This is a genomic window from Aminobacterium sp. EBM-42 (genome assembly GCF_001896635.1).
Taxonomy (GTDB): domain Bacteria; phylum Synergistota; class Synergistia; order Synergistales; family Aminobacteriaceae; genus Aminobacterium; species Aminobacterium colombiense.
In genome coordinates this window covers 1-22127 of sequence record NZ_MPPC01000013.1, presented here as the reverse complement: position 1 = coordinate 22127, position 22127 = coordinate 1, and the positions used below count along the sequence as shown (strand labels likewise).

13 protein-coding genes and 1 pseudogene are annotated in these 22127 nt (G+C 48.1%); 3 read left to right on the top strand and 11 right to left on the bottom strand.

Features of this window, described 5'->3' with window-relative positions; all coding sequences use genetic code 11:
* From BUC50_RS04590 to clpB, 5 genes and pseudogenes are all read right to left on the bottom strand, one after another.
* Nucleotides 1–210, bottom strand: a pseudogene (locus tag BUC50_RS04590) (DUF6305 family protein); the annotation flags it as partial.
* Nucleotides 211–453: 243 nt separating this feature from the next.
* Nucleotides 454–1134, bottom strand: a complete 681-nt coding sequence (locus tag BUC50_RS04585) for a response regulator (RefSeq protein ID WP_013047588.1) — start codon at nucleotides 1132–1134, stop codon at nucleotides 454–456.
* Nucleotides 1127–3076, bottom strand: coding sequence for an ATP-binding protein (locus tag BUC50_RS04580; protein WP_286677188.1), 1950 nt, complete (start codon nucleotides 3074–3076; stop codon nucleotides 1127–1129). The genes BUC50_RS04585 and BUC50_RS04580 overlap by 8 nt, the downstream gene beginning before the upstream one ends.
* 2 nt (nucleotides 3077–3078) lie before the next feature.
* The gene (locus BUC50_RS04575; protein ID WP_273312787.1) at nucleotides 3079–4695 is read right to left on the bottom strand and encodes a dipeptidase; all 1617 of its coding nucleotides are present in this window, start codon (nucleotides 4693–4695) and stop codon (nucleotides 3079–3081) included.
* A gap of 141 nt (nucleotides 4696–4836) precedes the next feature.
* Nucleotides 4837–7461, bottom strand: a complete 2625-nt coding sequence (clpB, locus tag BUC50_RS04570; RefSeq protein ID WP_273015315.1) for an ATP-dependent chaperone ClpB — start codon at nucleotides 7459–7461, stop codon at nucleotides 4837–4839.
* A gap of 268 nt (nucleotides 7462–7729) precedes the next feature.
* Here clpB and BUC50_RS04565 point away from each other — a divergent pair, with 268 nt between their 5' ends.
* Together BUC50_RS04565 and pbpC are read left to right on the top strand one after the other, a co-directional pair.
* Entirely contained in the window at nucleotides 7730–13009 is a 5280-nt protein-coding gene (locus BUC50_RS04565) for an Ig-like domain-containing alpha-2-macroglobulin family protein (protein WP_286677187.1), read from the top strand.
* On the top strand, nucleotides 12984–15194 hold the full coding sequence (gene pbpC, locus BUC50_RS04560) for a penicillin-binding protein 1C (RefSeq protein WP_013047583.1): 2211 nt from the start codon (nucleotides 12984–12986) through the stop codon (nucleotides 15192–15194). Before BUC50_RS04565 ends, pbpC begins: the two co-directional genes overlap by 26 nt.
* Here the strand turns inward: pbpC and BUC50_RS04555 are convergent.
* Nucleotides 15188–16162: a DnaJ C-terminal domain-containing protein gene (locus tag BUC50_RS04555; RefSeq protein WP_286677186.1), complete on the bottom strand. Its 975-nt coding sequence runs from the start codon at nucleotides 16160–16162 to the stop codon at nucleotides 15188–15190. The genes pbpC and BUC50_RS04555 overlap by 7 nt on opposite strands.
* 92 nt (nucleotides 16163–16254) lie before the next feature.
* Nucleotides 16255–17202, bottom strand: coding sequence for a cation diffusion facilitator family transporter (locus tag BUC50_RS04550; RefSeq protein ID WP_286677185.1), 948 nt, complete (start codon nucleotides 17200–17202; stop codon nucleotides 16255–16257).
* 99 nt (nucleotides 17203–17301) lie between these two features.
* Between BUC50_RS04550 and BUC50_RS04545 the strand changes: the two genes are divergently transcribed.
* The gene (locus BUC50_RS04545) at nucleotides 17302–19122 is read left to right on the top strand and encodes an aldehyde ferredoxin oxidoreductase family protein (protein ID WP_273313328.1); all 1821 of its coding nucleotides are present in this window, start codon (nucleotides 17302–17304) and stop codon (nucleotides 19120–19122) included.
* 3 nt (nucleotides 19123–19125) lie between these two features.
* On the opposite strand, the gene BUC50_RS04540 is transcribed toward BUC50_RS04545, so the two are convergent.
* From BUC50_RS04540 to nifS, 4 genes are read right to left on the bottom strand one after another with little or no spacing between them, the layout of a single operon-like run.
* Complete coding sequence (locus BUC50_RS04540; protein ID WP_041459293.1) at nucleotides 19126–19704, bottom strand: DNA-3-methyladenine glycosylase I; 579 nt, start codon at nucleotides 19702–19704, stop codon at nucleotides 19126–19128.
* Nucleotides 19701–20387 carry a HesA/MoeB/ThiF family protein gene (locus BUC50_RS04535; protein WP_013047578.1) on the bottom strand — a complete coding sequence of 229 codons (687 nt, stop codon included), beginning with the start codon at nucleotides 20385–20387 and terminating at the stop codon, nucleotides 19701–19703. The genes BUC50_RS04540 and BUC50_RS04535 overlap by 4 nt, the downstream gene beginning before the upstream one ends.
* A 2-nt stretch (nucleotides 20388–20389) precedes the next feature.
* Nucleotides 20390–20833, bottom strand: a complete 444-nt coding sequence (gene nifU, locus BUC50_RS04530; protein WP_013047577.1) for a Fe-S cluster assembly scaffold protein NifU — start codon at nucleotides 20831–20833, stop codon at nucleotides 20390–20392.
* A complete protein-coding gene (nifS, locus tag BUC50_RS04525; protein ID WP_273015533.1) occupies nucleotides 20823–22025 on the bottom strand; it encodes a cysteine desulfurase NifS in 1203 nt (400 codons plus the stop codon). The genes nifU and nifS overlap by 11 nt, the downstream gene beginning before the upstream one ends.
* Nucleotides 22026–22127: the final 102 nt, after the last annotated feature.

The window sequence follows — 22127 nt, the reverse complement described above, 5'->3', positions numbered from 1 at the left end:
GTTGCTTTCCACAGGGGTTATTTGAGATTGCATAAGAGACATTTTTACCATGACGGCGCCCGGACTCTGTCCACAGGTAGTTACAATAACAGGAGGTTCCACAGCAGGCATTTCAGCAGCACTTGCTGCGCCTGCAAAAAAAAGAGCGGCAGAAAGGAATACCACTCCAAAAAGCAAGAAGCTTTTTGGGTTCATTGTCTTAAGTTTCATATGTTTCCCTCCTCAATAGATAAATAAGTTCAATTTTTCGCATGAAATGGTAGCTTGAAGAGGGCAGGACAACAAGATTTTAGTTTTTTTCGTTCACGAGTGTAATGTTTTGTTTAAAATTAAAGAATAAAAAAAGATCCTCAATATAGTCTACGTCTGGCTTTATAGATTTGAACTAAATGAACAAAACAATAGGGGGGCTTTAAGCCCCCCTATAACGTCTAAATTAATCTGTAGCTATGTTTAAATGAGTTTATATTTGTTAATAGGACGTCCTACATCCTGATATTCCCTTTTCATTATAGCTTTCCCAGAAGCTACAAAATATTCCAAATACCGCCTTGCGGTTATTCGCGAAACATTAAGGGATTCCGCCACTTCCACAGCAGAAAGGGAATCGCTGGTTCGCCGCAAAAGGCTCTCCACCTTTTTCAGCATTTCCGGATTCAAACCTTTAGGAAGTGATGATTGGTAATTTTTATAGCTTTTAACCTGAAAAAGGCTGTCTATATCTGCTTGATCCACGTCTCGTGGCCCTCTTTTAAGCTTAACTTCCATTTGTCTGAAAGATTCCAAAGAGGCTTTCAACCGTTCATATACAAAGGGCTTTACAATATAATCGAATGCTCCAGCCTGAATAGCTTCGTTTACAGTGCTTACATCTCTGGATGCTGAAACGATAATTACGTCAACATTCTTTTGCAGTTCTCGTATTTTACGCAGAGTATTCAAACCGTCAAGACCTGGAAGAAAGATATCAAGGATTAAAAGGCGAATCGGCAACACATCTAACAGCTCAAGAGCTTTTGCGCCATCTCCAGCCACTGCAACAACGCGAAAATCTTCTAAGCTATTAATAAAATTTTGGTGTATCTCCGCCACCATAGGATCATCCTCAACTACGAGAACCTCTATCTTATTCAAAAAAATCTCCTCCTTCTCTATTGGGAAGGGTAACAATAAACTCAGTAAATTCATCAAAACTGAAATCTAAAGAGATGTCTCCCCCCAGCGCATCCACCATTCTCCTGATGTTGTAAAGTCCATATCCAGAAGTACGGGGACGGGCTTTGGTGGAAAACCCTTTCTCAAAAATTTTACTTGCCTTTTCTTTAGAAAGTTTTCCCCCGTTATCCCAAACACATAGCATTATCTGATTCGACTCGTCAAAAATAGAAAAAGATATTTTACCTTTCCGGTCACGAAGATTGAGTACAGCTTCTATGGCATTTTCCATGAGGTTCCCGATGATAATGACAAGTGCCTGGTCGCTGATTGCTGCAAGCTCGCCGCAATAACTATCGGGAGTAATCTCGCACTCTATACCCAACTCTCGGCATCGCCCTAATTTCCCCAAAAGGATACCCCCTACCGCGGGGTTCTTAATTCTTTCTGCAATCAAAGAAGCCGTTATTTGTCCCGGAGCTTGTTCCTGAGCGATAAAAGTCAAAGCCCGCTCATATTTGCCCAGCTGTATAAGACCGGAGATGGCCTGGAGTTTATTTACAAACTCATGGTTCTGGACCCGTAAGGAATCCACGTACATACGAACGCCTGTCATCTCTTCTGCCATCGCATGAATTTCAGACATGTCACGAAAACTGGCAATGGCCCCAGCCACTTGATTATTTAACACCACAGGAATTTTGTTTATTACCAGGGGGGTTCCCCCAACGTTCTGTTCGAGGTCATAGGTTGTTTCCCCAGACGTTAGAACCCCTGTGAGGTTGATTTCAGGCACAAGGCTGTCTACATCCTGCCCTTCTACATCAGAAGTCATATTCAGAAGCTTGCGCGCAGAACGGTTAATGAGGGTGATACGACCGCGATTATCTATAGCTAAAATACCATCACGAATAAAGTCTATCAGCCTCTCTCTCTCTCTTACAATCCTGGTCACCTGTCTTTTAAGGGACAAGTTCCATAAGAGAATAAGGATTATAGCAATGGCAAAGCCGCCTACTACTTTTATTATCAGTCCTTTATCGATTCTCCCATCCTGCCTGTATTCATCAAACCACTTGCGATAGAGCCTGTCGTAAGTACCATTGCGGCGGGAATCAGCAAGGCCTTCTCGTAATATCCCCGCCAAAGATATATCCCCATGGGCAACAGTGTATCCCCAATCTTTGCTAAAAAGGTTCAAAGACGTGGCGACCACATTTGCAATAGAAATTTTTTTACAGATAGCCAATCCCTGATAAAGGTTCATGAGGGCAAAGTCATATTGCCCCGATGAAAGAAGATGAACGATCTCCACCGGATGGTTTGCCAATACGATCTCTGAAGCCAGGCCGCTCGAGCGGAGATATTCTTCTTCAGCGCTGCCCTGCTCTACAACAATGGCTTTACCGGAAACGTCGCTCAAGCGGCTGCCGCCCAAGCCTTTTCGTGTAAAAATGGAATAGGGAACTTTAAGCACTGGAAGGGAGAAATAATATTGTCCTATTTCTTTTCCCGAAACATTAGGCAACCCCACTCCACGCTGGTCTGTTTGTGAAGAAGATGGTGGAATATTTACCACAGGCGCTAAACGAGGCAATATGGCATCATTGCCACGAGCATCTGCCACTCCTAGCAACAGATCCACATGGGAAGAATAAAGAAGCGCTGGAACTTCTTGCCAACGTACCATTCTGAAGTTTAAAGAAAGCTCTTTCTGTCTGGCGATAGATTGTAAAAGCTCAACAAGGAACCCCGTCGGTACTTGTGTTTCGCTAATAAATTCAAAGGGATCCTGTGCCCGGTCCCCTACCGCATAAATAACTCGGCCTCCCGCGCCAGCCCCCCGGCTCGGAGAAAGAGAGATAAAAACAATCAGAAAAGCGGTAAAAAGAAAAGCTGCTATCCGAAACCTTTTTCTCATTCTCACCAGACCCTGCCCCACATATATTTGGAGATGAGAAGGGTACAGAGATCCCACCATTTTTCCATGGCATCTTTCATCCCATTGTTAGAAATCTCATTCAAATAAGCGGTACCCAACTCTGGAGAAGAGCTCCACAATTTCACTGCCTTTTTTTCAATCTCTGCCTGTTTCTCAAACAATTCCCTTTCAAAGGGAACGCGAACCTGCTCCATATCTCGAAAAGCTAATTGATAACGCCGATTCACCAGATCAGCAGCCAAATAGAATACCCATCTGGCAGAAGATTGGTCAAAACGGCCTATCTTGAAATTTTGCCATTCTTTCGGGATAATGGTGGTTCCAGCATAAACCGGCACATAAACTCCCATATGGGGATGTCCCATAGAAAACCACAATATTCCGCCTACAGGGGCAGGAAGCCAGCTTCTGGATTGTGAAACAAAACTATAGGATGTTTTAGCCGAAATAGGCCGGTGATATGGAATATTCAAGAGGTCACGCATAGAGTTGTCTGGGAAGGGAGTTGCCAACTCGCTTTTTACAAGTTTGCCATTAACATCGGGAACAAGCCAGGCTGGATTATCCTCCATGTTGAAAGGCGTTCCTTCAAGGGTAGAACGTTGCATGGTCATCACATCTTGAACGGATATTTTTTTCTTTGGCTTAATAGAAAAGGGATAAAAAGAAACATCTGCGTTCGGATCCCATTCCTTGGAAGGATCCAGTGTTTTAAAAAGATAATGGAGCCTTTGCCGAATCCAGTCGCTATACATAGACCAATACCCAGAACGGGGGGAGTAGGCTTCCCTCCAGTTAAAAGGGCGTCTGGAGCCTGGCTTGTACCAGCCATGCTGTATAGCTACATCCTGATAATTCTTAGAAGCCATAAAATAGCTGGGCTGACTCAGATCAATCTCTGTAATAACGCTTCCGTTGGTTACCACAGCAACTTCATCGTCAGGCACTCGCTGAGCTGCCCAGACAGCCCCCGGGATGCCGCTTCCCGGTTTCCACATGAAACCAACACTGCGAATCTCAAAAATCCAGGCCTCATTGGGATCGGCAATGGTAAGAGCCTCGCCCTGACCAACACAGGAAGGAAGAAATCCATAGGTTTCAGCAAGCTCCCCCATAAGTTTAATGGCTTCGCGAGCAGTTTTTGTTCGTTGAAGAGCTATAATTTCCAACTGCTCAATGGTAAGAATCCCTTTCGCATCAGGAAGGAAAGCGCTTAATTCGTCTTTCTGCCCAACAGTACTCTCACCGATGGAGAGCTGATGCTCGTTGAAGCAGGAATAGCCTATGTGGAAATATGTGTAGGTTTCTTCAGCCTGAGGAATTTGGCCGATCACCCGAGGCGGGTTCGCGTCTTCTCCTAAAAGGTTGATGTAAACATCCATCATCGTTCCCGGAGAGTATTTTTGTCCTTTTACCACCCTTAGATTTGCATCATACCAATTATCAGCAGTATGAGAATTGATCACAGAACCATCCGCGCTCGCGGATCTCCCCACAAGAACAGCTGTACAAGCCCAGGAAGGAGTGGAAACGAGTACTAATAAGCAACAGAAAGGCACCGCCCACGCAAGCCCAAGGCATTTTTTTCTCCGATTCACGTTGTCAGCCCCTTTGAAAAGAGTTAAAAGCAATTTTCCCTAGACTATAGAGGTTCCATTATACGATACAAACGGGCCTGGAAAATCCCGGCCCGTTTATGTATACCCAATTAATATAACGAAGGTTGCCAACTCTCTGCTTTAACAGTCAGGATGGGGAGGATTCGTTTGAAATGCAAGGGCCTTGTCTTTCACTGTGACATATACCTTGCTCCCTTCCCGAACCTCTCCAGCCACAAGAGATCGTGCCATTCTGGTTTCCAGCTGTTTTACGATGAAACGCTTCAAGGGACGGGCTCCAAAAACTGGATCGTACCCTGCATCGGCAATATAGTCTACCGCTTCTTCTGACAATTCAAGATCAATCCTATGATCTTTCAAACGCTTCTGAAGCTCTTGTGCTAATAGCTTGACAATCTGGCGTATCTCATGCCTCTGGAGTGGCTTGAATAGAACCACATCATCAACCCTGTTCAGAAATTCCGGCCGAAAGGCCTGGCGCAGCTCTTTCATCACAGCCTCGCGAGCATCTTCTTTGATCTGCCCGTCTCCAGTGATCCCCTCAAGAAGAAGGGGAGCCCCTATATTACTCGTCATGATGATTACTGTATTCTTAAAATCCACCACATGGCCCTGACTGTCTGTAACCCTGCCATCGTCAAGGATTTGAAGCAAAACATTGAAAACATCGTGGTGAGCTTTCTCTATCTCATCAAAAAGAATCACAGAATAGGGGCGACGCCGCACCGCCTCAGTAAGCTGACCACCTTCCTCATATCCAACATAGCCAGGGGGGGCTCCGATAAGCCTTGATACAGAGAATTTTTCCATGTATTCCGACATATCGATACGGATCATATTATCTTCACTATCGAACAACGCCTCGGCAAGGGTCTTAGCCAGCTCAGTCTTTCCCACCCCTGTGGGACCAAGAAAAATAAAGGACCCTACAGGCCTGCGGGGATCCTTGATGCCTGACCGTGCCCGTATCACCGCATCAGCCACAAGTTCAACAGCCTCGTCTTGTCCAATAACCCGCTGATGGAGAATCTCGTCGAGCTTCAAAAGTTTCTCCCGCTCCCCCTCCATAAGGCGAGTCACAGGAATGCCTGTCCAGCGGCTAACGATCTCGGCAATCTCATCTTCAGTAACTTCTTCCCGCAAAAGCTGATCCCCTTCTTGTCCAGCGGCATGAGCCCCCTCTTCTTTTTTCAACTGCTGCTGTAATTCTGGAAGGCGCCCGTGTTTTAATTCCGCCGCCTTATTCAAATCATATTCCCGCTCAGCCTTTTCTATCTCTCTTTTTACAGCGTCAATTTCTTCGCGCATCTTGCGAACTTTAGAGATGACTTCTTTTTCGCTCTCATACTGAGCACGAAGGGCATCTGCTTCTTCCCGGGCCTCCTGAAGTTCCTTCTGGAGAACACTCAGACGTTCAAGACTGGCCGCGTCTTTTTCTTTTTTGAGCGCCGCCTCCTCTATCTCAAGCTGCATCACCTTTCGGGATGCCGCGTCGAGTTCAGCGGGCAAAGAATCGATCTCCGTCCGGATCATGGCACAGGCCTCATCAACAAGATCAATGGCTTTATCAGGCAAAAAGCGATCAGTTATATAACGGTTTGAAAGTACCGCCGCCCCCACAAGGGCATTGTCCCGAATACGCACGCCGTGATGGACCTCCAGTCGTTCTTTCAAACCCCTCAAAATAGAAATGGTATCTTCCACATCAGGCTGTTCTACCAAAACCGGCTGGAAACGCCGGGCCAGAGCCGCGTCCTTTTCGATACGTTTCCGATATTCATCGATAGTTGTAGCGCCAATACAGTGAAGCTCTCCCCTGGCCAGCATGGGCTTCAGCATGTTCCCCGCATCAATAGCCCCTTCCGCCGCGCCTGCTCCTACTATGGTATGCAGTTCATCAATAAAAAGAATAATCCGCCCCTCGCTGGTCTTTATTTCATTCAAAACAGCCTTAAGGCGTTCTTCAAACTCCCCTCTATATTTAGCTCCGGCCACAAGAGACCCCATATCGAGGGCAAAAATGCTTCGATCCTTTAGCCCTTCCGGAACGTCCCCCCGAACAATCCGCTGGGCAAGCCCTTCAACAATGGCTGTTTTACCCACGCCCGGATCGCCTATCAGCACAGGATTGTTCTTCGTTTTTCGGCTTAGTATCCGAATAACCCTCCGCACTTCCTCATCCCTGCCTATCACAGGATCCAGCTTTCCAAAGCGTGCCATTTTTACCAGGTCTCGACCGTATTTATCAAGGGCCTCGTAGGTTTCTTCCGGATTTTCGCTGCTTACCCGCTGAGATCCCCGAACCGCGGTCAATGTTTCAAGAAAAGACTCTATGGTTATGTTGTATCCGGCAATAATCCGACCCGCTGCTGTAGCGGAACCCTCTTCTAAAAAGCATGAAAAAATGTGCTCCACAGAAACATATTCATCTTTCAATCGCTCTGCCCGTTCCTGCGCCTGTACAAGAATTTGAGAAACACGGCGAGAAATATAGATCTTCCCCGGCTCCAATCCCGGCCCGGAAACTCGCGGACGTTTTTCTAGTTCCCGCTCCACATCCTTTTTCAAGGCATCAACAGGCACGTTCATTTTCTGAAGTATACGGGGAATCAGCCCTTCAGACTGCTCGAGAAGGGCCAGAAGCAAATGTTCACCATCTACTTCTTGGTGTCCCCAGCGAAGGGCCATGTCTTGAGCTGAAGACAGTGCTTCTTGTGATTTTTTTGTAAATTTTGAAATATCCATTATCATATACCTCCCCGTGAAACCGCCCTTCGATCCTGGCGTGTTTGACCTTTACTAACCATTAAGTATTATAAAGGTCAGCATTGGTCATTCAAGAGGGCTTAATGTTGCTGAAAGTGCTTTATTCTCTATTTCTGTCATTTTAATCTTAATTTCTCTTTTTATCTTCTAATTACTTCTATTTTATAAGAAAACTCTTATGGTGAGAACAAAAGAAGAAGATATAATATGTATGATATGAAAAGACTTTTTTAATGGAGGGAAAACCATGAAGAAGAAAAATATTCCTCTTCTGACTTTTGTCATCCTCGTTCTCTTTTTGGTTTCGGGACACCTTTGGGCCGCTGAAGACTTTGTAGTCACAGATTTCAAGCCGCAAGGATCAATAGAAGAAAGAGCGCCCCTTATAACTGTTGTTTTTTCGGCCCCAGTCACGCCTTCTGAAACATGGCCCTTATCCATATACCCTGCCATTCCGGCTGAAGGAACATGGAACGATCCTCAAACCTTCACACTGAAACTCATCAAACCTCTTTCTTCCGCCACTCAATATACTGTAGAAATGAAAGAAGACCTGCGTGATGAAAAAGGACGGCTATTGGCGGGCCGCCACTCTTTCCGCTTCCAGACCCCGCCTTTGACTTTTGTTGAGTGCCGTCAAATTGATCTTACAGAGGATGGCCTCGCTACCCTAGAACTTCTTTTTTCCGCTCCTGTTTCTCCCATTCGAATTCGCGGATTCGCAACCCTCAAAGACTCCTATGGGAAAATGGTACCCTATGCTGTTTCAGGGGAACAACCCTCCACCTCAATTACTCTTACAACCCGACCCTTTGACGGAAATGAGCTTCTTCTTTCCATTGCCAGTGGGCTGACCAGCGAAGCAGGCCCCCTCGGTCTCGAAAGGCCCATTGAGCAAAAAATACTGCTATCCTCTGCTTTGGCCGTTCGTGGATCATGGAATTATCTTCAGGGACCGAACCGCGGATCTATTATGATCCAGACATCCTCGCCGATAGATATGGCAAAAGCCAGCAATTTCATATCTCTTGAGCCAAAGATCCCCTTTACAGTAAACCCTGAATACAACGGATTTACAATTGATGGTCCCTTTCAACCCCGCCAGCGCTATGTCCTCACCTTGAAAAAGGAACTCTCCACCCGAACTGGAAGTCAGTTAGGCGAAGAATTCAAAAAAGCGTTTGTTTTTTCAGATGTTGAACCTTCTATTGCCTTTCCCACGGGAGGAATGTTCCTCGCCCCCGCGGAAGACTCTCGAATCCCTCTTGAAACAGTCAATATAGATGAAGTGGAAATGAGCCTGTGGCGTCTTTACGAAAATAACATACCCTATGCGGTGATGACAGGCATTAATTCTGTCCCACGGGAACTTTCAAACCTTACGGCTCAGAAAAAAGCAAAAATCCAGGGCACCCCCAATATTGCTGAAAGGCGGGCCATAGACCTTCGAGAACTGGCAAAGGACGAGAAGGGGGTTTTTCTGCTCACTGCAAGAAACACCGCTCCAAACACATGGCAGGAGGCCCAGCAAGTGGTGGCCCTCACCGATATAGGAATTATGGCAAGAACCTATTCTGAGGGGATCATGGTCTGGGCCAACTCTATTCGGAAACTCGAAGCTTTGGTGAAAGCTGAAGTGCGCGTCTATTCCCGAAGCAACCAACTCATAGCAGAAGGAAAAACAGGACGGGACGGCATTTTTATGCTTCATCGCACAGCGCCATGGAACGATGAACTCCGCCCCTTCCTTATTACCGTAGAGAAAGACGGGGATATATCTTTTCTGCCTTTGGATAGAAACGTCGTCGCTGACAACGGTTTTGACATTTCTGGCCGCCCCTATCTTCGAAAGGGATACGAAGCTTTCTGTTTCGCTCCCCGCAATATTTTCAGACCGGGAGAAACCGCCCAATTCAAGGCGATTGTGAGAGATGGAGCACACCAGGCGCCATCTTCTTTCCCTCTCCTTCTTACCATCACTTCCAGCCATGGGAAAGAACTCTCCCGTTCCACAGCGAAACTTTCTCAAGAAGGAACGCTCCTCTACTCATGGGAAATCCCTGAAAACATTATGACAGGAGCCTATCAGCTGTCCCTTCTTATGCCAGGAAATGAAAAACCCCCCCTTGGAACCATGACCTTCTATGTTGAAGAGTTTGCCCCTCCACGCCTCGAGGTCCTCATTGAAGAAAGTGTCAAGGCCCTCAAGCCAGAAGAGGAATTACTGCTTTCATTTTCTTCCCGCTACCTTTTCGGAGCCCCTGCCTCTGATCTCCCCTGGGAAGGAGAGGTAAGGGCTGTTTCTTCTTCCTTTGCTCACCCCAAATGGAAAGCCTACATTTTTGGAGATCCGGAAAAAAAATCGGAACCTGTCAGTGAATTCATTGGACAAGGCAATCTCGATGAAACAGGCAAGGGATCTCTCTCTTATAAAGCGAGGGGAGAACTCATAGCTCCGTCAGTCTTAAACTTTCTTTTTACCATCAGGGTGAGGGAAGAGGGTGGACGTTGGGTCCCCCAAACAGTTTCCATACCCTGCTATCCCGCCCCCTACATGATTGGCATAGAGAAAAGCAAAGACGCCCCGCTCCCACAAAAACCTTATGAAATCAGAGTGGCAGCAGTGATCCCTGACGGAACCCCGGCTCCTCTTCACTCCCTCACCGTGTCTGTGTCAAAGATCATGAAACATTACACCTTGAAACGGTATGCTGACCAGACCCGCATGGAAGAACAGGAAGAAATTGGAACACCTGAAGTCAAAGAAGTCGCTCTTTCCCAGGGAATCGGCCTTTTTACCTTCACTCCCCAGGAGCCTGGAGAATACCTTCTGCAATTTGAAGATCAGGAAACGGGCAGTTCAGCGTCAACAAGGCTGCAGGCCTGGTACTCTTTTGAATCCGGGGAAGGTGGCTCTCCCCTTATCGACAGGGTTATCATCTCCACCGATAAAGAAAAATATGTCCCTGGGGAAACTGCCACTGTTAACATCCAATCCCCTTTCCAGGGACTGCTTCTCTTTACAGTGGATACAGATAAACAGCTTATTCGAAAAATAGAAGAAATGAAATCCGGAGAAACCTCTCTCAAGGTCAAGATTACGGAAGATATGGTTCCCAACGCCTATTGCACTGCTTGGGTCATTCGTTCTGTTTCAGATAAAGATTACGATGCATGGGGGGCGCACCGCGCTTTAGGAACAATCCCCCTTTTCGTCGATAAACCAGAATCTCACTTATCCGTTTCAATAGAAAGCCCACAGGAAATAGAACCTGGCTCCCGTCTTCCCGTAACGGTCTGGCTCAAAGATTTCAAGCAAAGACCTGTGGAGGGGTACGTTGCACTGGCTTTAGTTGATGAGGGCATTTTAGGGCTAACCGGATATGAAACTCCTGCCCCGGATACATTCTTTTTGGGCAAAAGAGAGCTGTCAGCTTTCACAAACGACATGTACGACCAGCTTATGCCCCTTGAATCCCGGAAAACTCCTCTTCTTCATCCCTCGGGAGGAGACAGCGCTGAAGCTATGTATGACGCTGCAATGGGCGGCCTGCTCTCACCCCTCCTTACAGGACGATCCTTTACCATCCTCTCTCTTTTTGAAGGGGAGGCAGGGACAAACCATGAAGGCAAGGCGGTCATAGACCTTGACATCCCCGAATTCAGCGGTAAAGGGCGCCTCATGGCTGTAGCTGTGGCAGGTTCTGCTTTTGGATCTTTTGCGCAATCAGTGGTCATTCAGCGTGACATAGTTGTAGAACCTTCCCTTCCGCGGGCTGTTGCCCCTGGGGATCATTTTATAATGCCTGTCACCCTTTTCTCCCAGGGGGATGTTGAACAAAAAGTGACCCTTCGGGTCAAGGAGGTCCAGGGCATGACCATAGATGACAATAAAGTGGTCACCCTTTCTGTCCCGGCAAAGGGCAGAATTAGCACGGCAATGCCCGTAACCGCAGGGGCAAAAGCCGGAACAGGAAGCCTTGACATTGAAGCTCAGTGGGGAGAGAAAAGCTTCACCCTTTCTAAAGAGATAACAATCCGTCCGCCCTATCCCAAAATAACCACAACTCAAAGCGGCGTTATCACAGAAGAAGGAGACCATACTCTTCCAGTTTCCGGTGGATGGTTCTCTGGAACACAAAAGGGAACGCTGATTCTATCGGCCCTTCCCACGGCTAACCTCACCGGCGCTTTCAATTTCGTGCATTATTACCCCTACAGCTGTCTTGAACAAACCGTATCGAGGGGCTGGCCACTGCTTGTGATGCCTAATCTGGCAAAACACATTGATCCTCTTCTCTCCTCTGAAAAAGAGGTGGAGAAGCAGCTAGAATCCATTTTTCGCCGCCTTGGAAACCTTCAGCTTTTTGACGGCAGTTTCGTTTCGTGGAGCGGTGAGGGCATTCCCCACTTATGGGGCAGCATCTACGCCTCCCATTTTCTTGTAGAAACAGCCAAAAAGAATATTCCTCTTCCAGAAGGTCTGCTGGAAGGGGCTTTGTCCTATCTGCGCCAGATTCTTTCTCTTAGCGATGAAGAAGGGCCTGAAAAACTAGCAGTCAGAGCCTATGCCTCTTATGTTCTTACATTGAACGGGGAACCTCCCTTGGGCTGGATGGAGCACCTGAAAGGGCACAGACAGGCAATGACTGATTCAGGGCGGATCTTTCTGGCCGGAGCCTACTCTCTTTATCAGAAAAACACCGCCCCATTAAAAGAGCTCGGCCAAGTACTTTTTTCAACAGAAGAAGGGGTGGGGGGCCCTACCTACGAACTGTACTGGAGAAACAAAGCCCTGCTGCTGCTAATGTGGAACGCTCTCGACCCTCTGGCGCCAGAAACAATAGCCCTTGCATCCGAACTTACTGAACAGCTTTATAAAGAAACGTGGGAAACAACTCAGGAAAACGCCTTAGTCCTTCTCGCACTGGGACGATATATGGAAAGCACTTTGCCTCTTCAAAAGAAGCCTTTTACTGCAGAAGTGTTTCTTTCTGAGGGATCGCCCCTTGCAAAAATCTCAGAGAAAGAAGAGATCGCCCTTCCTTTAGACGCTGTTTCTCACGACCTGATCCTTCGCCTTAAAGGGGAAGGACCCCTTTATTACGGCCTGTCCCTTTCGGGAGTGCCAGAGGCAGCGGTAGAAGCTTACAATAAGGGAATTGAAGTACGGCGGGTTGTAAACAGCAGCGCCTCCCTCGGGCAGAAGCTTTCTGTGGAGCTTTATGTCACTCCCTTGGCCCCAACGACAACCCTTGTGCTCTCAGATCTTCTTCCCGGCGGGTTGGAAATAGAATCCACAGGAGAAATCTACTATATGCCCGCTGACGGGGGCGAGATCAGGGCAGAAAAAAGGGACGACCGCCTTATCCTTTTCATTACAAACCTTAAAGGCCCCCTTATATATCGATACACAACAAGAGCTGTAACCCGGGGCACCTTTGCCCTTCCGCCAGTGTCAGTGGAAGACATGTATAATCCGGGCATAAGGAGCCTGAGCCATGGAGGCACGCTCACCATTGAATAAAAAATGGCGTAAAGGGCTGGTCCTGGGCGGAGCTCTCCTTTTTCTCCTCTGGGTCAGCCCTCTTCTCATACCATTACATATTGAAAAGGTCAGAGAATGGCCAACTTCACCTATCCTTCTCGATGAAAAGCTGCGTCCTTTTTTCGTGAGCCTTTCTTCCTCTTCAGAATGGTGCATTCCCATATCTTACGAACAAATGGGCGCTTGGCTCCCCCATATCGCCGTAGCTATTGAAGACCGCAAATTCTGGTCTCACCATGGCGTAGATTTTTTTGCCATTGCCCGGGCAGGATTGCAAAACATCCGAGCTAAGAAAGTCGTTTCCGGTGCCTCTACTATCACAAGCCAGGTCATCCGCCTCTCTATTTCAAGGCCGCGAACCATCCCCATGAAAATAGCTGAGTTCCTTCAGGCCATGAAACTGGAAAGACTTCTTTCAAAAAAAGAAATTCTTGAAATCTATCTCAATAGAGCGCCTTTCGGAAGCAACATTCGAGGGGTAGAAGCAGCGAGCCGAATCTGGTTTGGCAAGCCGGCCGCCACCCTTAACGTAGAAGAAGCGGCCCTCCTCATCGGCATGCTCCGAGGCCCCTCCCTATTCAGGCCGGACAGAAACCCCAAGAGAGCCATGACGCTCCGAAACCAGATATTGGCCGCTATTGCGGATCAAAAACTCATATCAAAAAGTTTCGCCGCGAAAAGGGCTGGAACCCCACTTCCAGACCAAACCTATTCCATGCCAGCCTTGGCCTTCCATTTTGCCCACCAAGTGCTCTCTCAGTCTGAAGCTCTTGTCATTACAACAACCCTGGACATGCAACTTCAGAAGCGAGCAGAGCATGTTATTCAGAGAACCCTTAGCGGCCTCCCCCCTTCTATTACTGGAGCCGCCATGGTCGTTCATAATCCCACTGGCGCTATCCTGGCCTATGTAGGGAATGGGCGGCTGGGAACAAAACAGTGGGGGAGCTGGATTGACTGCTGTCAGGCTCTGCGTTCACCAGGTTCAGCCCTTAAACCCTTTGTCTATCTCGAAGCTTTCAGAAGAGGTCTTCTTACCCCTTCTTCCCTTCTTGTGGACTCGCCTCTTTCCTTCGGCGGCCTCGCTCCCCGAAACTTTGACCTTACCTACCGGGGTCCCGTTTCAGCAAGAAAAGCCCTCGCCCTTTCACTGAACGTTCCGGCTGTGAGAGTTCTTCGCACCGTAGGGACAGAGACTCTTCTTCAAACACTGCGAGCTGCCGGCATTGCATCCCTCACTCACGAACCGTCCCATTATGGGGATTCCCTGATTCTCGGAGGGTGCGAAACCACTGTAACCCAAATGGCCCTGGCCTACGAAACCCTGGCCAATTTAGGCATTCAACGCCCCCTTCAAATGGTAAAGGAAAATGATGCTCCCTACGAAAAACGGATTTTTGACGAGGCGAGCTGCTTTCTTATTGCAGATATATTAAGGGATCCAGGCCGTTTACTTCCTGTACATCAGGAGGGAATGGCCAACCAGAATATGTCCATAGCCTTTAAAACGGGAACATCCTACGGATTGAGGGATGCCTGGACCGCAGCCTATACCCCTGAACATACGATAGTTGTCTGGTTTGGAGACCCCGCGGGTTTCCCCCATCCTCTTCTTACGGGGTTAAAAATTGCGTCTTCCGCCGCCATAGAAATGATCCAGGCCGCCACAAAAGGAAAATGTAAGTGGTACATGCCCCCTGCCGCTCTTGCCCAACGAGAGGTCTGCGCCCTTTCAGGCCTTCCTCCCACAAAAAATTGCCCCGCCCACAGAATGGACTGGTACATTCCAGGCATTTCAAGAAACGACCGCTGCTCCATTCACCAAAAAGGCAAAGGACAGCCAGATATACCCCTTACTCAAGAACCGCAGAAACTAACTATCACATCGCCTCTGCCCCAATCTCAATTCTTTCTCACCCCCGAAGGAAGGGGACAAAAGATAGCCCTCCGATGTGAAGGAAGCAAGGATATTCTTTTCTGGTATTTGGATAATGAGTTTTTCGGGCAAAGCAAAGCCCCGAAAGAGCTCTTCTGGAAGCTCTCTCCGGGGCGTCATAGTATTTCTGTAATGGATGAGCAGGGGCGAAGCGATTCCATATCTATTGAAGTTCTTTCTCTTTCTTCTCCCAAACCTCAGTCTGCCCCTCTCCTTGAACTTCATTGATCTTTCATGCCGCGAGGGTTAAAGGATGAAACTTTCGCCAACTCTTCAAAGAGCTCCCGCTCCTTTTGTGACAAGCTTTTAGGAACAGCGATCTCTACGATCACATATAAGTTTCCAGGCTGAGCTCCTTTCCTTCGCGGCAGTCCTTTCCCCCTCAAGCGAAGACGCTGCCCGCTCTGTGTTCCTGCCGGAAGCTTCATACTCACCACTCCCTGAAGAGTTTTCACCGAAAGGGAGGTTCCTAATGCCGCTTCCCAGGGTGAAACGCGCATGACAGTGGTCAAATCATATTGATCCACCTGAAAGTGTGGATCCTTTCTCAGCTTTATCGTGATATAGAGATCTCCATTTGGCCCCTCGCCCATTCCCTGACCCCCTTTTCCGGGGAGGCGTATCCGGCTGCCGTCGGTAATACCCTGAGGGAAGTTGATAGTAAGGGTCTGAGTTCGAGGAATCCGCCGGCCATCAGCCCCAATCTCATACCGTTCTAGCGAAATAGTCTTGGAATCACGGCAAATCACATCTGAGAGAGTCAGCTCCATCTGAACTTCAATATCTTCCCCCTTGCGGCGCCGAGGCGCACCTCTGAAGAAAAAGTCCTCAGCCCCGCCCTGGACACCTCCAAAACCTCCAAAAATGGTCTTGAAGAATTCACTGAAGTCAGAGCCCCCTCCTTCACCAAAATCCATGCGGAAAGTACCGCCATGTCCCCATTCTGGCGGAGGAGTAAAGGTTTGGCCCTCTCTCCACTGATTGCCTAAAGTATCGTACCTCTGGCGTTTATCAGGATCCTTAAGCACTTCATAGGCTTCGTTGATCTCTTTATACCGCTCTTCACTTCCCGGCGATTTGTTTACATCAGGATGGTACTTTTTCGCTAAATTACGATAGGCCTTGCGAACATCATCCTGGGAGGCGCTGCGATCAATCCCGAGAACAGCGTAGTAATCTTTATATGTTACAGGCATGCCATCACCCTTCCCTGACCTTTGCTAACCAATAATTATACGACAAAGGAAAAGCCCGGGCAACCTATGTACCCGGGCCTCAGATTTCTTATTTAATGGGGGTGGTTCGGATGTTCCGACACGTGGTCATCAACGTGATCTTTCCCTCTTTCCGGAAGAGGTTCAACATGAAGGGAGATGAGGGTTTCCGGCCCAAACTCCTGATGAAGCCTGTCTTCCACCACTGAGGCTATATAATGGGCTTCCACCAGGCTCATAGACCTATCGACGAGAACATGGGTTTCCATGGCAATATAGGGACCGACCCGACGAGTTCGCAAATGGTGGACTTCGCGAATCTCCTTCGACTCCCTTATAAGGGCTATGATCCGCTCTTCCGTTTCTCTATCGAGAGCTCCCTCAAGAAGTTCATTCAAGCTCTCAAGCATTATCGGCAGCGAGACTCGAATGATAAAAAAACTTACAGCAGCTGCCGCAATGGGATCGAGGATGCGGCCTCCGCCTCCTAAAAAACGGGCCCCTGCGATGCCAAAAAGAACGCCTATGGACGAAAAAGCATCGGAACGATGGTCCCAAGCCTTGGCCAAAAGAGCCGGGCTGTTTATATTTTTGGCCCAGTGGGCTGTATATCGGTATAGAAGTTCTTTTACCACAATGGACAAAAAGGCAGCCCCCAAGGCAAGCATTCCAGGCCGGGGAAGAGCCTCTCCTCTCAAGATCATAATAATTTTATGAGCGGCTTCAAGCAAAATCCCAGTGCCTGCCACAAATAAGACCACTCCGCATAAAGAAGCTAAAAGAGTTTCCACCTTTCCATGGCCATACCGATGATCTTTATCTGCGGGCTTGTTGACCACTTTAAAACCGAAAAACACCACTACATCGGTAACAAGATCTGAGAGAGAATGGGTGGCGTCAGCAATCATGGCTCCGCTATGAGCGGTGAATCCTGCCGCATATTTTACAATGGTAAGAACCAGATTAATCCAAAAACCTACGGATGTCACTAATAGGGCACGTTCCCCTCGGTTGAATTCCATCAAAGCAGGGCTCCTTTTTGTTGTAATAATAAATGCTCAAGAAATATTTGCAGTATATAATGAAAAGAGTAAAAAAGGCAATAAAGGGGGAGATTGGTTATGAAAATGCAAATGGTCCATATCGATCTTTCCACTGGGACAATAGATACGTTCTCAGTGGAAGAGGGGGTAGCTCGCCGTTTCATAGGAGGTTCAGGCCTCGGCACCTATTTTTACTTCAAATATTCCCGTCCGGAAATTGACCCTTTAGGGGCGGAAAACCCGCTTATTTTTATGAATGGACCCTTTCAGGGCACTGGAATACCCACCAGCGGCCGACATCAGATCGTTTCAAAATCTCCCCTGACAGGGGCCCACGGCGAATCAGACGCTGGCGGAACTTTTGGATTTCATCTTTTGCGAGGGGGCTTTTACGGCCTTATTGTGGAGGGGAAAGCTGAAAAGCCTGTCTATATAGTCATTCGCAACGGAGAAGTTTCTCTTCGCGACGCATCTCTTTTATGGGGAAAAGATTCCTTTGAAACCGAACAGATGCTTAAAGAGGAGTTTGGAGGAGCTTGCGGTGTTTCATGCATAGGCCCGGCAGGAGAAAAAATGGCCCTCATAGCAGGAATAATGCACGACGGACCCCATGCTCGAGCTGCTGGTCGATGCGGCCTTGGCGCAGTCATGGGAAGTAAAAATCTAAAAGCCATTGTCGCTGGGGGGACTTTTAGACCAGGCCTGTTCGACGAAGAAAAAGTGCGGGCCCTCTCAAAAGAAAAACACCTTTTATTTTCTCAGAAATTGGCAGGTATGACCCGTTTTGGAACTGCCGGCGGAGTATCCTTGGCCGAAGAATACGGGGATTTGCCCATTAAAAACTGGCAGCAAGGCTCATGGAAACCAGAAGTCTTGTCTATTACGGGTGAAGCCATGGCCGACACAATCCTCACAGAAAATTACGGCTGCGTTGCGTGTCCCATCCGTTGCGGGAGAGAAGTTGCCTTCGATAATATTGCTGGGGCAGGGCCTGAGTACGAAACCATCGGCATGTTGGGAAGCAACTGTCTTGTCAACGATCTGAAAGATATAGCCCGGGCTGCCGATATCTGTAACCGCTACGGCCTCGACACCATCTCGACAGGGGCAGCAGTAGCCTTTGCCATGGAGCTTTTTGAACGGGGCATCGTTACAGAGAAAGAAATCGGATTTCCCCTTAATTGGGGAGACGGAAAGGCCATGATCCGAATAGTGGAAGCCATGGGAAAAAGAGAAGGCTTCGGCGCTATTCTCAGCCTAGGAACCCGCAAGGCAGCTGAAATAATAGGACATGGGGCTGAGCGATATGCAATTCACGTAAAAGGCCTTGACCTTCCTGCCCACGATCCTCGCTGCTACAAAAGCCTGGCTGCCGGATATGCCACATCAAGCCGCGGAGCCTGCCATCTTTCAGGCTACACATACGCCTGTGAACGAAACGCTACTTATAAGGATTTTGGAATTACAGAGGTCCTCGACAGGGCCATCGATGACGGGAAAGGAGAACTGAACGTTCCTTTCCAGAACTTTATGGGCGTTCTCGACTCTCTAAAAATATGCAAATTTCCAATCCTTGCCTGTGTCTCCATTGATGATCTCCTTACATGGATTCACGGCGTTACAGGCTGGGAGATGACCAGAGAAGAGCTAGAAGAGACAGGTAAGCGCATCTTTACACTGAAGCGGCTTTTCAACTCCCGGTGCGGCTTCACAAAGGATGACGATACTTTACCAGAACGGATTCTTCACGAACCGCGCGGAACAGGAGGAGCCGCGGACACACTTCCCGACCTTCAGAAACAACTTGAATGCTACTATGCAGCCAGAGGCTGGGACGAAAAGGGCATTCCTACCTATGAGCAATTGAAAAAACTGGGGATTGAAGAATTCGCATTATAGACATTAAAAAGATTTTCCATGACAAAAGCAATGGATGAGATGGTCATTGACCATCCCCACTGCCTGCATATAGGAATAGCAGATGATGGGGCCGACGAAGGTAAATCCTCTTTTTTTCAGCTCCCCGCTCAAGCGGGCAGAAAGAGGGGTGGAAGCCGGTACGTCTGACGGATTTTTCCAGTGATTGGTTATGGGTTTGTTATCTACAAAACTCCATAAAAAGCGCGAAAAAGAACCATGCTTTTCAGCAATGGCAATGAATTGGCGCGCATTGTTCACCGCCGCCGCGATCTTTCGCCTGTTTTGTATGATGTGGGGGCTCTGACAGAGCCCCTCTATTTTTTGCTGATCAAAGGCCGCCACTTTTTCAACATCGAACTGGGCAAAGGCATCTCGATAGCCTTCTCTCTTCTTAAGAACAGTGAGCCAGCTCAATCCCGCCTGGGCCGATTCTAGAATCAACAGTTCGAAAAGGCGCTCTTCGTCGTATTGAGGAACACCCCATTCTTCATCGTGATACGCAGTGAGCAATGGATGGGTTTCCGCCCAGGGACAGCGCTTCATTTCCTCATTGGCTATCATAGTTCCAAAGTCTCCATAGACATGATGGCAAGATCTACAAGCGTAAGAGTTCCCCACCGTATCTCTTCCACCTCCGCCAGATATTTAATGGCCTCTGCCGCTTCAAGGGCACCGATAACATAAGGGGTGAAACTTGGAGTTCCCGCCGCAACCTCAATGCCCGCGTCAGGGAGACTCCCTTCAAAAACATCAAAATGAGTTTTTTCCCATGGTCTATATCGTCCCACCTGCCCAATCATCCCCCCAAGAGCGCCATGGATGACAGGAACTTTCGCCTCCTTGCACCCTTTATAGAGAACAGCCCTTGCCAAATTGCTATCAAGGGCATCAATTGCCAAATCCACTCCTGCCAGAAGTGACTGACAATTATCCTCAGTCAACATGTGAGGAACCGCCCACACGTTGACATGGCCATTGATCTCTTTTACTCTCGCCTCAGCCGCTTCAGCCTTTAATCGCCCAAAATTGTCTTCCTTTGCCAAGAGCTGACGATTTAAATTACTCTCTGAAAACACATCCCCATCTACAAGGGTGAGCGTTCCTACCCCTGCCCGGGCCAGAATTTCAACAACCACCCCGCCGAGTCCTCCGCAACCAGCTACAAGAACGTGGCATCGAAAGAGGCGTTCCTGTCCCTCCATTCCTAAACTTGCTATGTTCCGGTCATAACGGCGGGGAATCATTGTTATCCCTGATGATGAAAGTGGTGGGAGTGCTCGTCCACCAGTTCATCATGGCTTTTGTCTTCCCAGGGTTCAAGGCCCTGACGCCGGCGATAGTCGTTTATTGCCCCATGAATGGCCTCCTCTGCCAGTACAGAGCAATGCATTTTTATCGGTGGAAGTCCATCAAGAGCTTTCGCCACAGCGCTGTTCGTTATATTCCATGCTTCCTCTATAGTCTTTCCCATTACAAGCTCTGTGGCCATACTTGAAGAAGCGATGGCTGACGCGCAGCCGAAGGTCTTAAACTTAATATCCACAATATGGTCATTCTCAACCTTGATATATATCTTCATAATATCGCCGCATCTTGGGTTTCCCGCTTCCCCAACGCCGTCTGCATCCTTTATCTCTCCCACATTGCGGGGATTCTGAAAGTGATCCATTACTATTTCACTATAGAGCATTCTTCTCGCTCCTTTCCTCTGCCTTCAGAAAATCTTCCCATAAAGGCGACATGTTTCTACGCCGCTCTACTATTCCTGCAAGTTTTTCAACAACATAGGCCACATCTTCTTCTGTGGTGGATTCCCCAAGGGTGAGACGAAGGGAACCGTGAGCCTGTTCGTGGGTCAGCCCTATTGCCATAAGCACATGGGATGGATCGAGGGAACCGGAAGAACAGGCGCTTCCTGTAGACGCCGCTATGCCGAACATGTCAAGATCCATGAGAAGTGTCTCACCTTCTACCCCTATTAGGCTTACATTCACATTATTGGGCAGCCTGCCATCCCCCGCTGCACCATTGAGTTTTGCATAAGGGATCCGAGCCATGATTTCTTCTATTAAACCATCCCTCAAAGCGGTAAGACGACTTTTTTCCGAGCTTATCTTCCCTGCTGCCCGCTCTATGGCGATGCCCAGGCCCACAATGCCTGCCACATTCTCAGTTGTGGCCCTGCGGCCTTTTTCCTGGCCGCCTCCATGGATAAAGTTATCGAGCTTTACGCCTTTCCGAATATACATGACGCCCGTTCCCTTGGGGCCGTAAAATTTATGGGCTGAAAGAGAGAGCAGGTCAATATCCATGGCTTTCACATCAATAGGTATGTGAGCTACCGCCTGAACAGCGTCTGTGTGAAAGAGCACGCCCTTTTCCCGGCATAGCCTTCCGATCTCGGCAATGGGCTGAATGGTCCCTATCTCGTTGTTTGCAAACATCACCGAAACAAGAACCGTCTTCTCTGTGATGGCCTTTCTTACATCATCTACAGAGACACGACCCTCTTCATCTACGCCGAGGTAGGTAATATCATAGCCAAGGCCAGCAAGATACTCTGCTGAATGAAGCACCGCGTGATGTTCTATTTTTGTTGTGATAATGTGATTCCCTTTATTTCGATAGGTAAAAGCCACTCCTTTCAAAGCCCAATTATCCGATTCTGTACCGCCGCTCGTAAAATATATCTCATCGGGCGATGCGTTCAGCACCTCGGCAACCTTTTCGCGGGCAGCTCTCACAACCTCTTTGTTCTGCTGTCCCAGCGTATAAAGAGATGAAGGGTTCCCAAAAGACTCAGTGAAATAGGGCATCATCTCTTTGAGAACTTCGGAAGCCACTGGAGTAGTAGCCGCATGATCCATATAGACCTGTCGCATCATATTAATAGCCTGCCTTTCTCTCAAACTATTTCTGAAGATCATGATCTTCTATAAGATCTTTCAGCGTTGTTGAGACCAATACATTATCAATACTGTCGC

Bases quoted from the DNA above. Each gene is read 5' to 3' on its own strand.
- BUC50_RS04545 (WP_273313328.1), top strand. From the start codon at position 17,302: ATGAAAATGCAAATGGTCCATATCGATCTTTCCACTGGGACAATAGAT.
- BUC50_RS04565 (WP_286677187.1), top strand. From the start codon at position 7,730: ATGAAGAAGAAAAATATTCCTCTTCTGACTTTTGTCATCCTCGTTCTC.
- BUC50_RS04540 (WP_041459293.1), bottom strand. From the start codon at position 19,704: ATGATAGCCAATGAGGAAATGAAGCGCTGTCCCTGGGCGGAAACCCAT.
- nifU (WP_013047577.1), bottom strand. From the start codon at position 20,833: ATGCTCTATAGTGAAATAGTAATGGATCACTTTCAGAATCCCCGCAAT.
- BUC50_RS04535 (WP_013047578.1), bottom strand. From the start codon at position 20,387: ATGATTCCCCGCCGTTATGACCGGAACATAGCAAGTTTAGGAATGGAG.
- clpB (WP_273015315.1), bottom strand. From the start codon at position 7,461: ATGGATATTTCAAAATTTACAAAAAAATCACAAGAAGCACTGTCTTCA.
- nifS (WP_273015533.1), bottom strand. From the start codon at position 22,025: ATGCGACAGGTCTATATGGATCATGCGGCTACTACTCCAGTGGCTTCC.
- BUC50_RS04555 (WP_286677186.1), bottom strand. From the start codon at position 16,162: ATGCCTGTAACATATAAAGATTACTACGCTGTTCTCGGGATTGATCGC.
- BUC50_RS04550 (WP_286677185.1), bottom strand. From the start codon at position 17,202: ATGGAATTCAACCGAGGGGAACGTGCCCTATTAGTGACATCCGTAGGT.
- BUC50_RS04580 (WP_286677188.1), bottom strand. From the start codon at position 3,076: ATGAGAAAAAGGTTTCGGATAGCAGCTTTTCTTTTTACCGCTTTTCTG.
- pbpC (WP_013047583.1), top strand. From the start codon at position 12,984: ATGGAGGCACGCTCACCATTGAATAAAAAATGGCGTAAAGGGCTGGTC.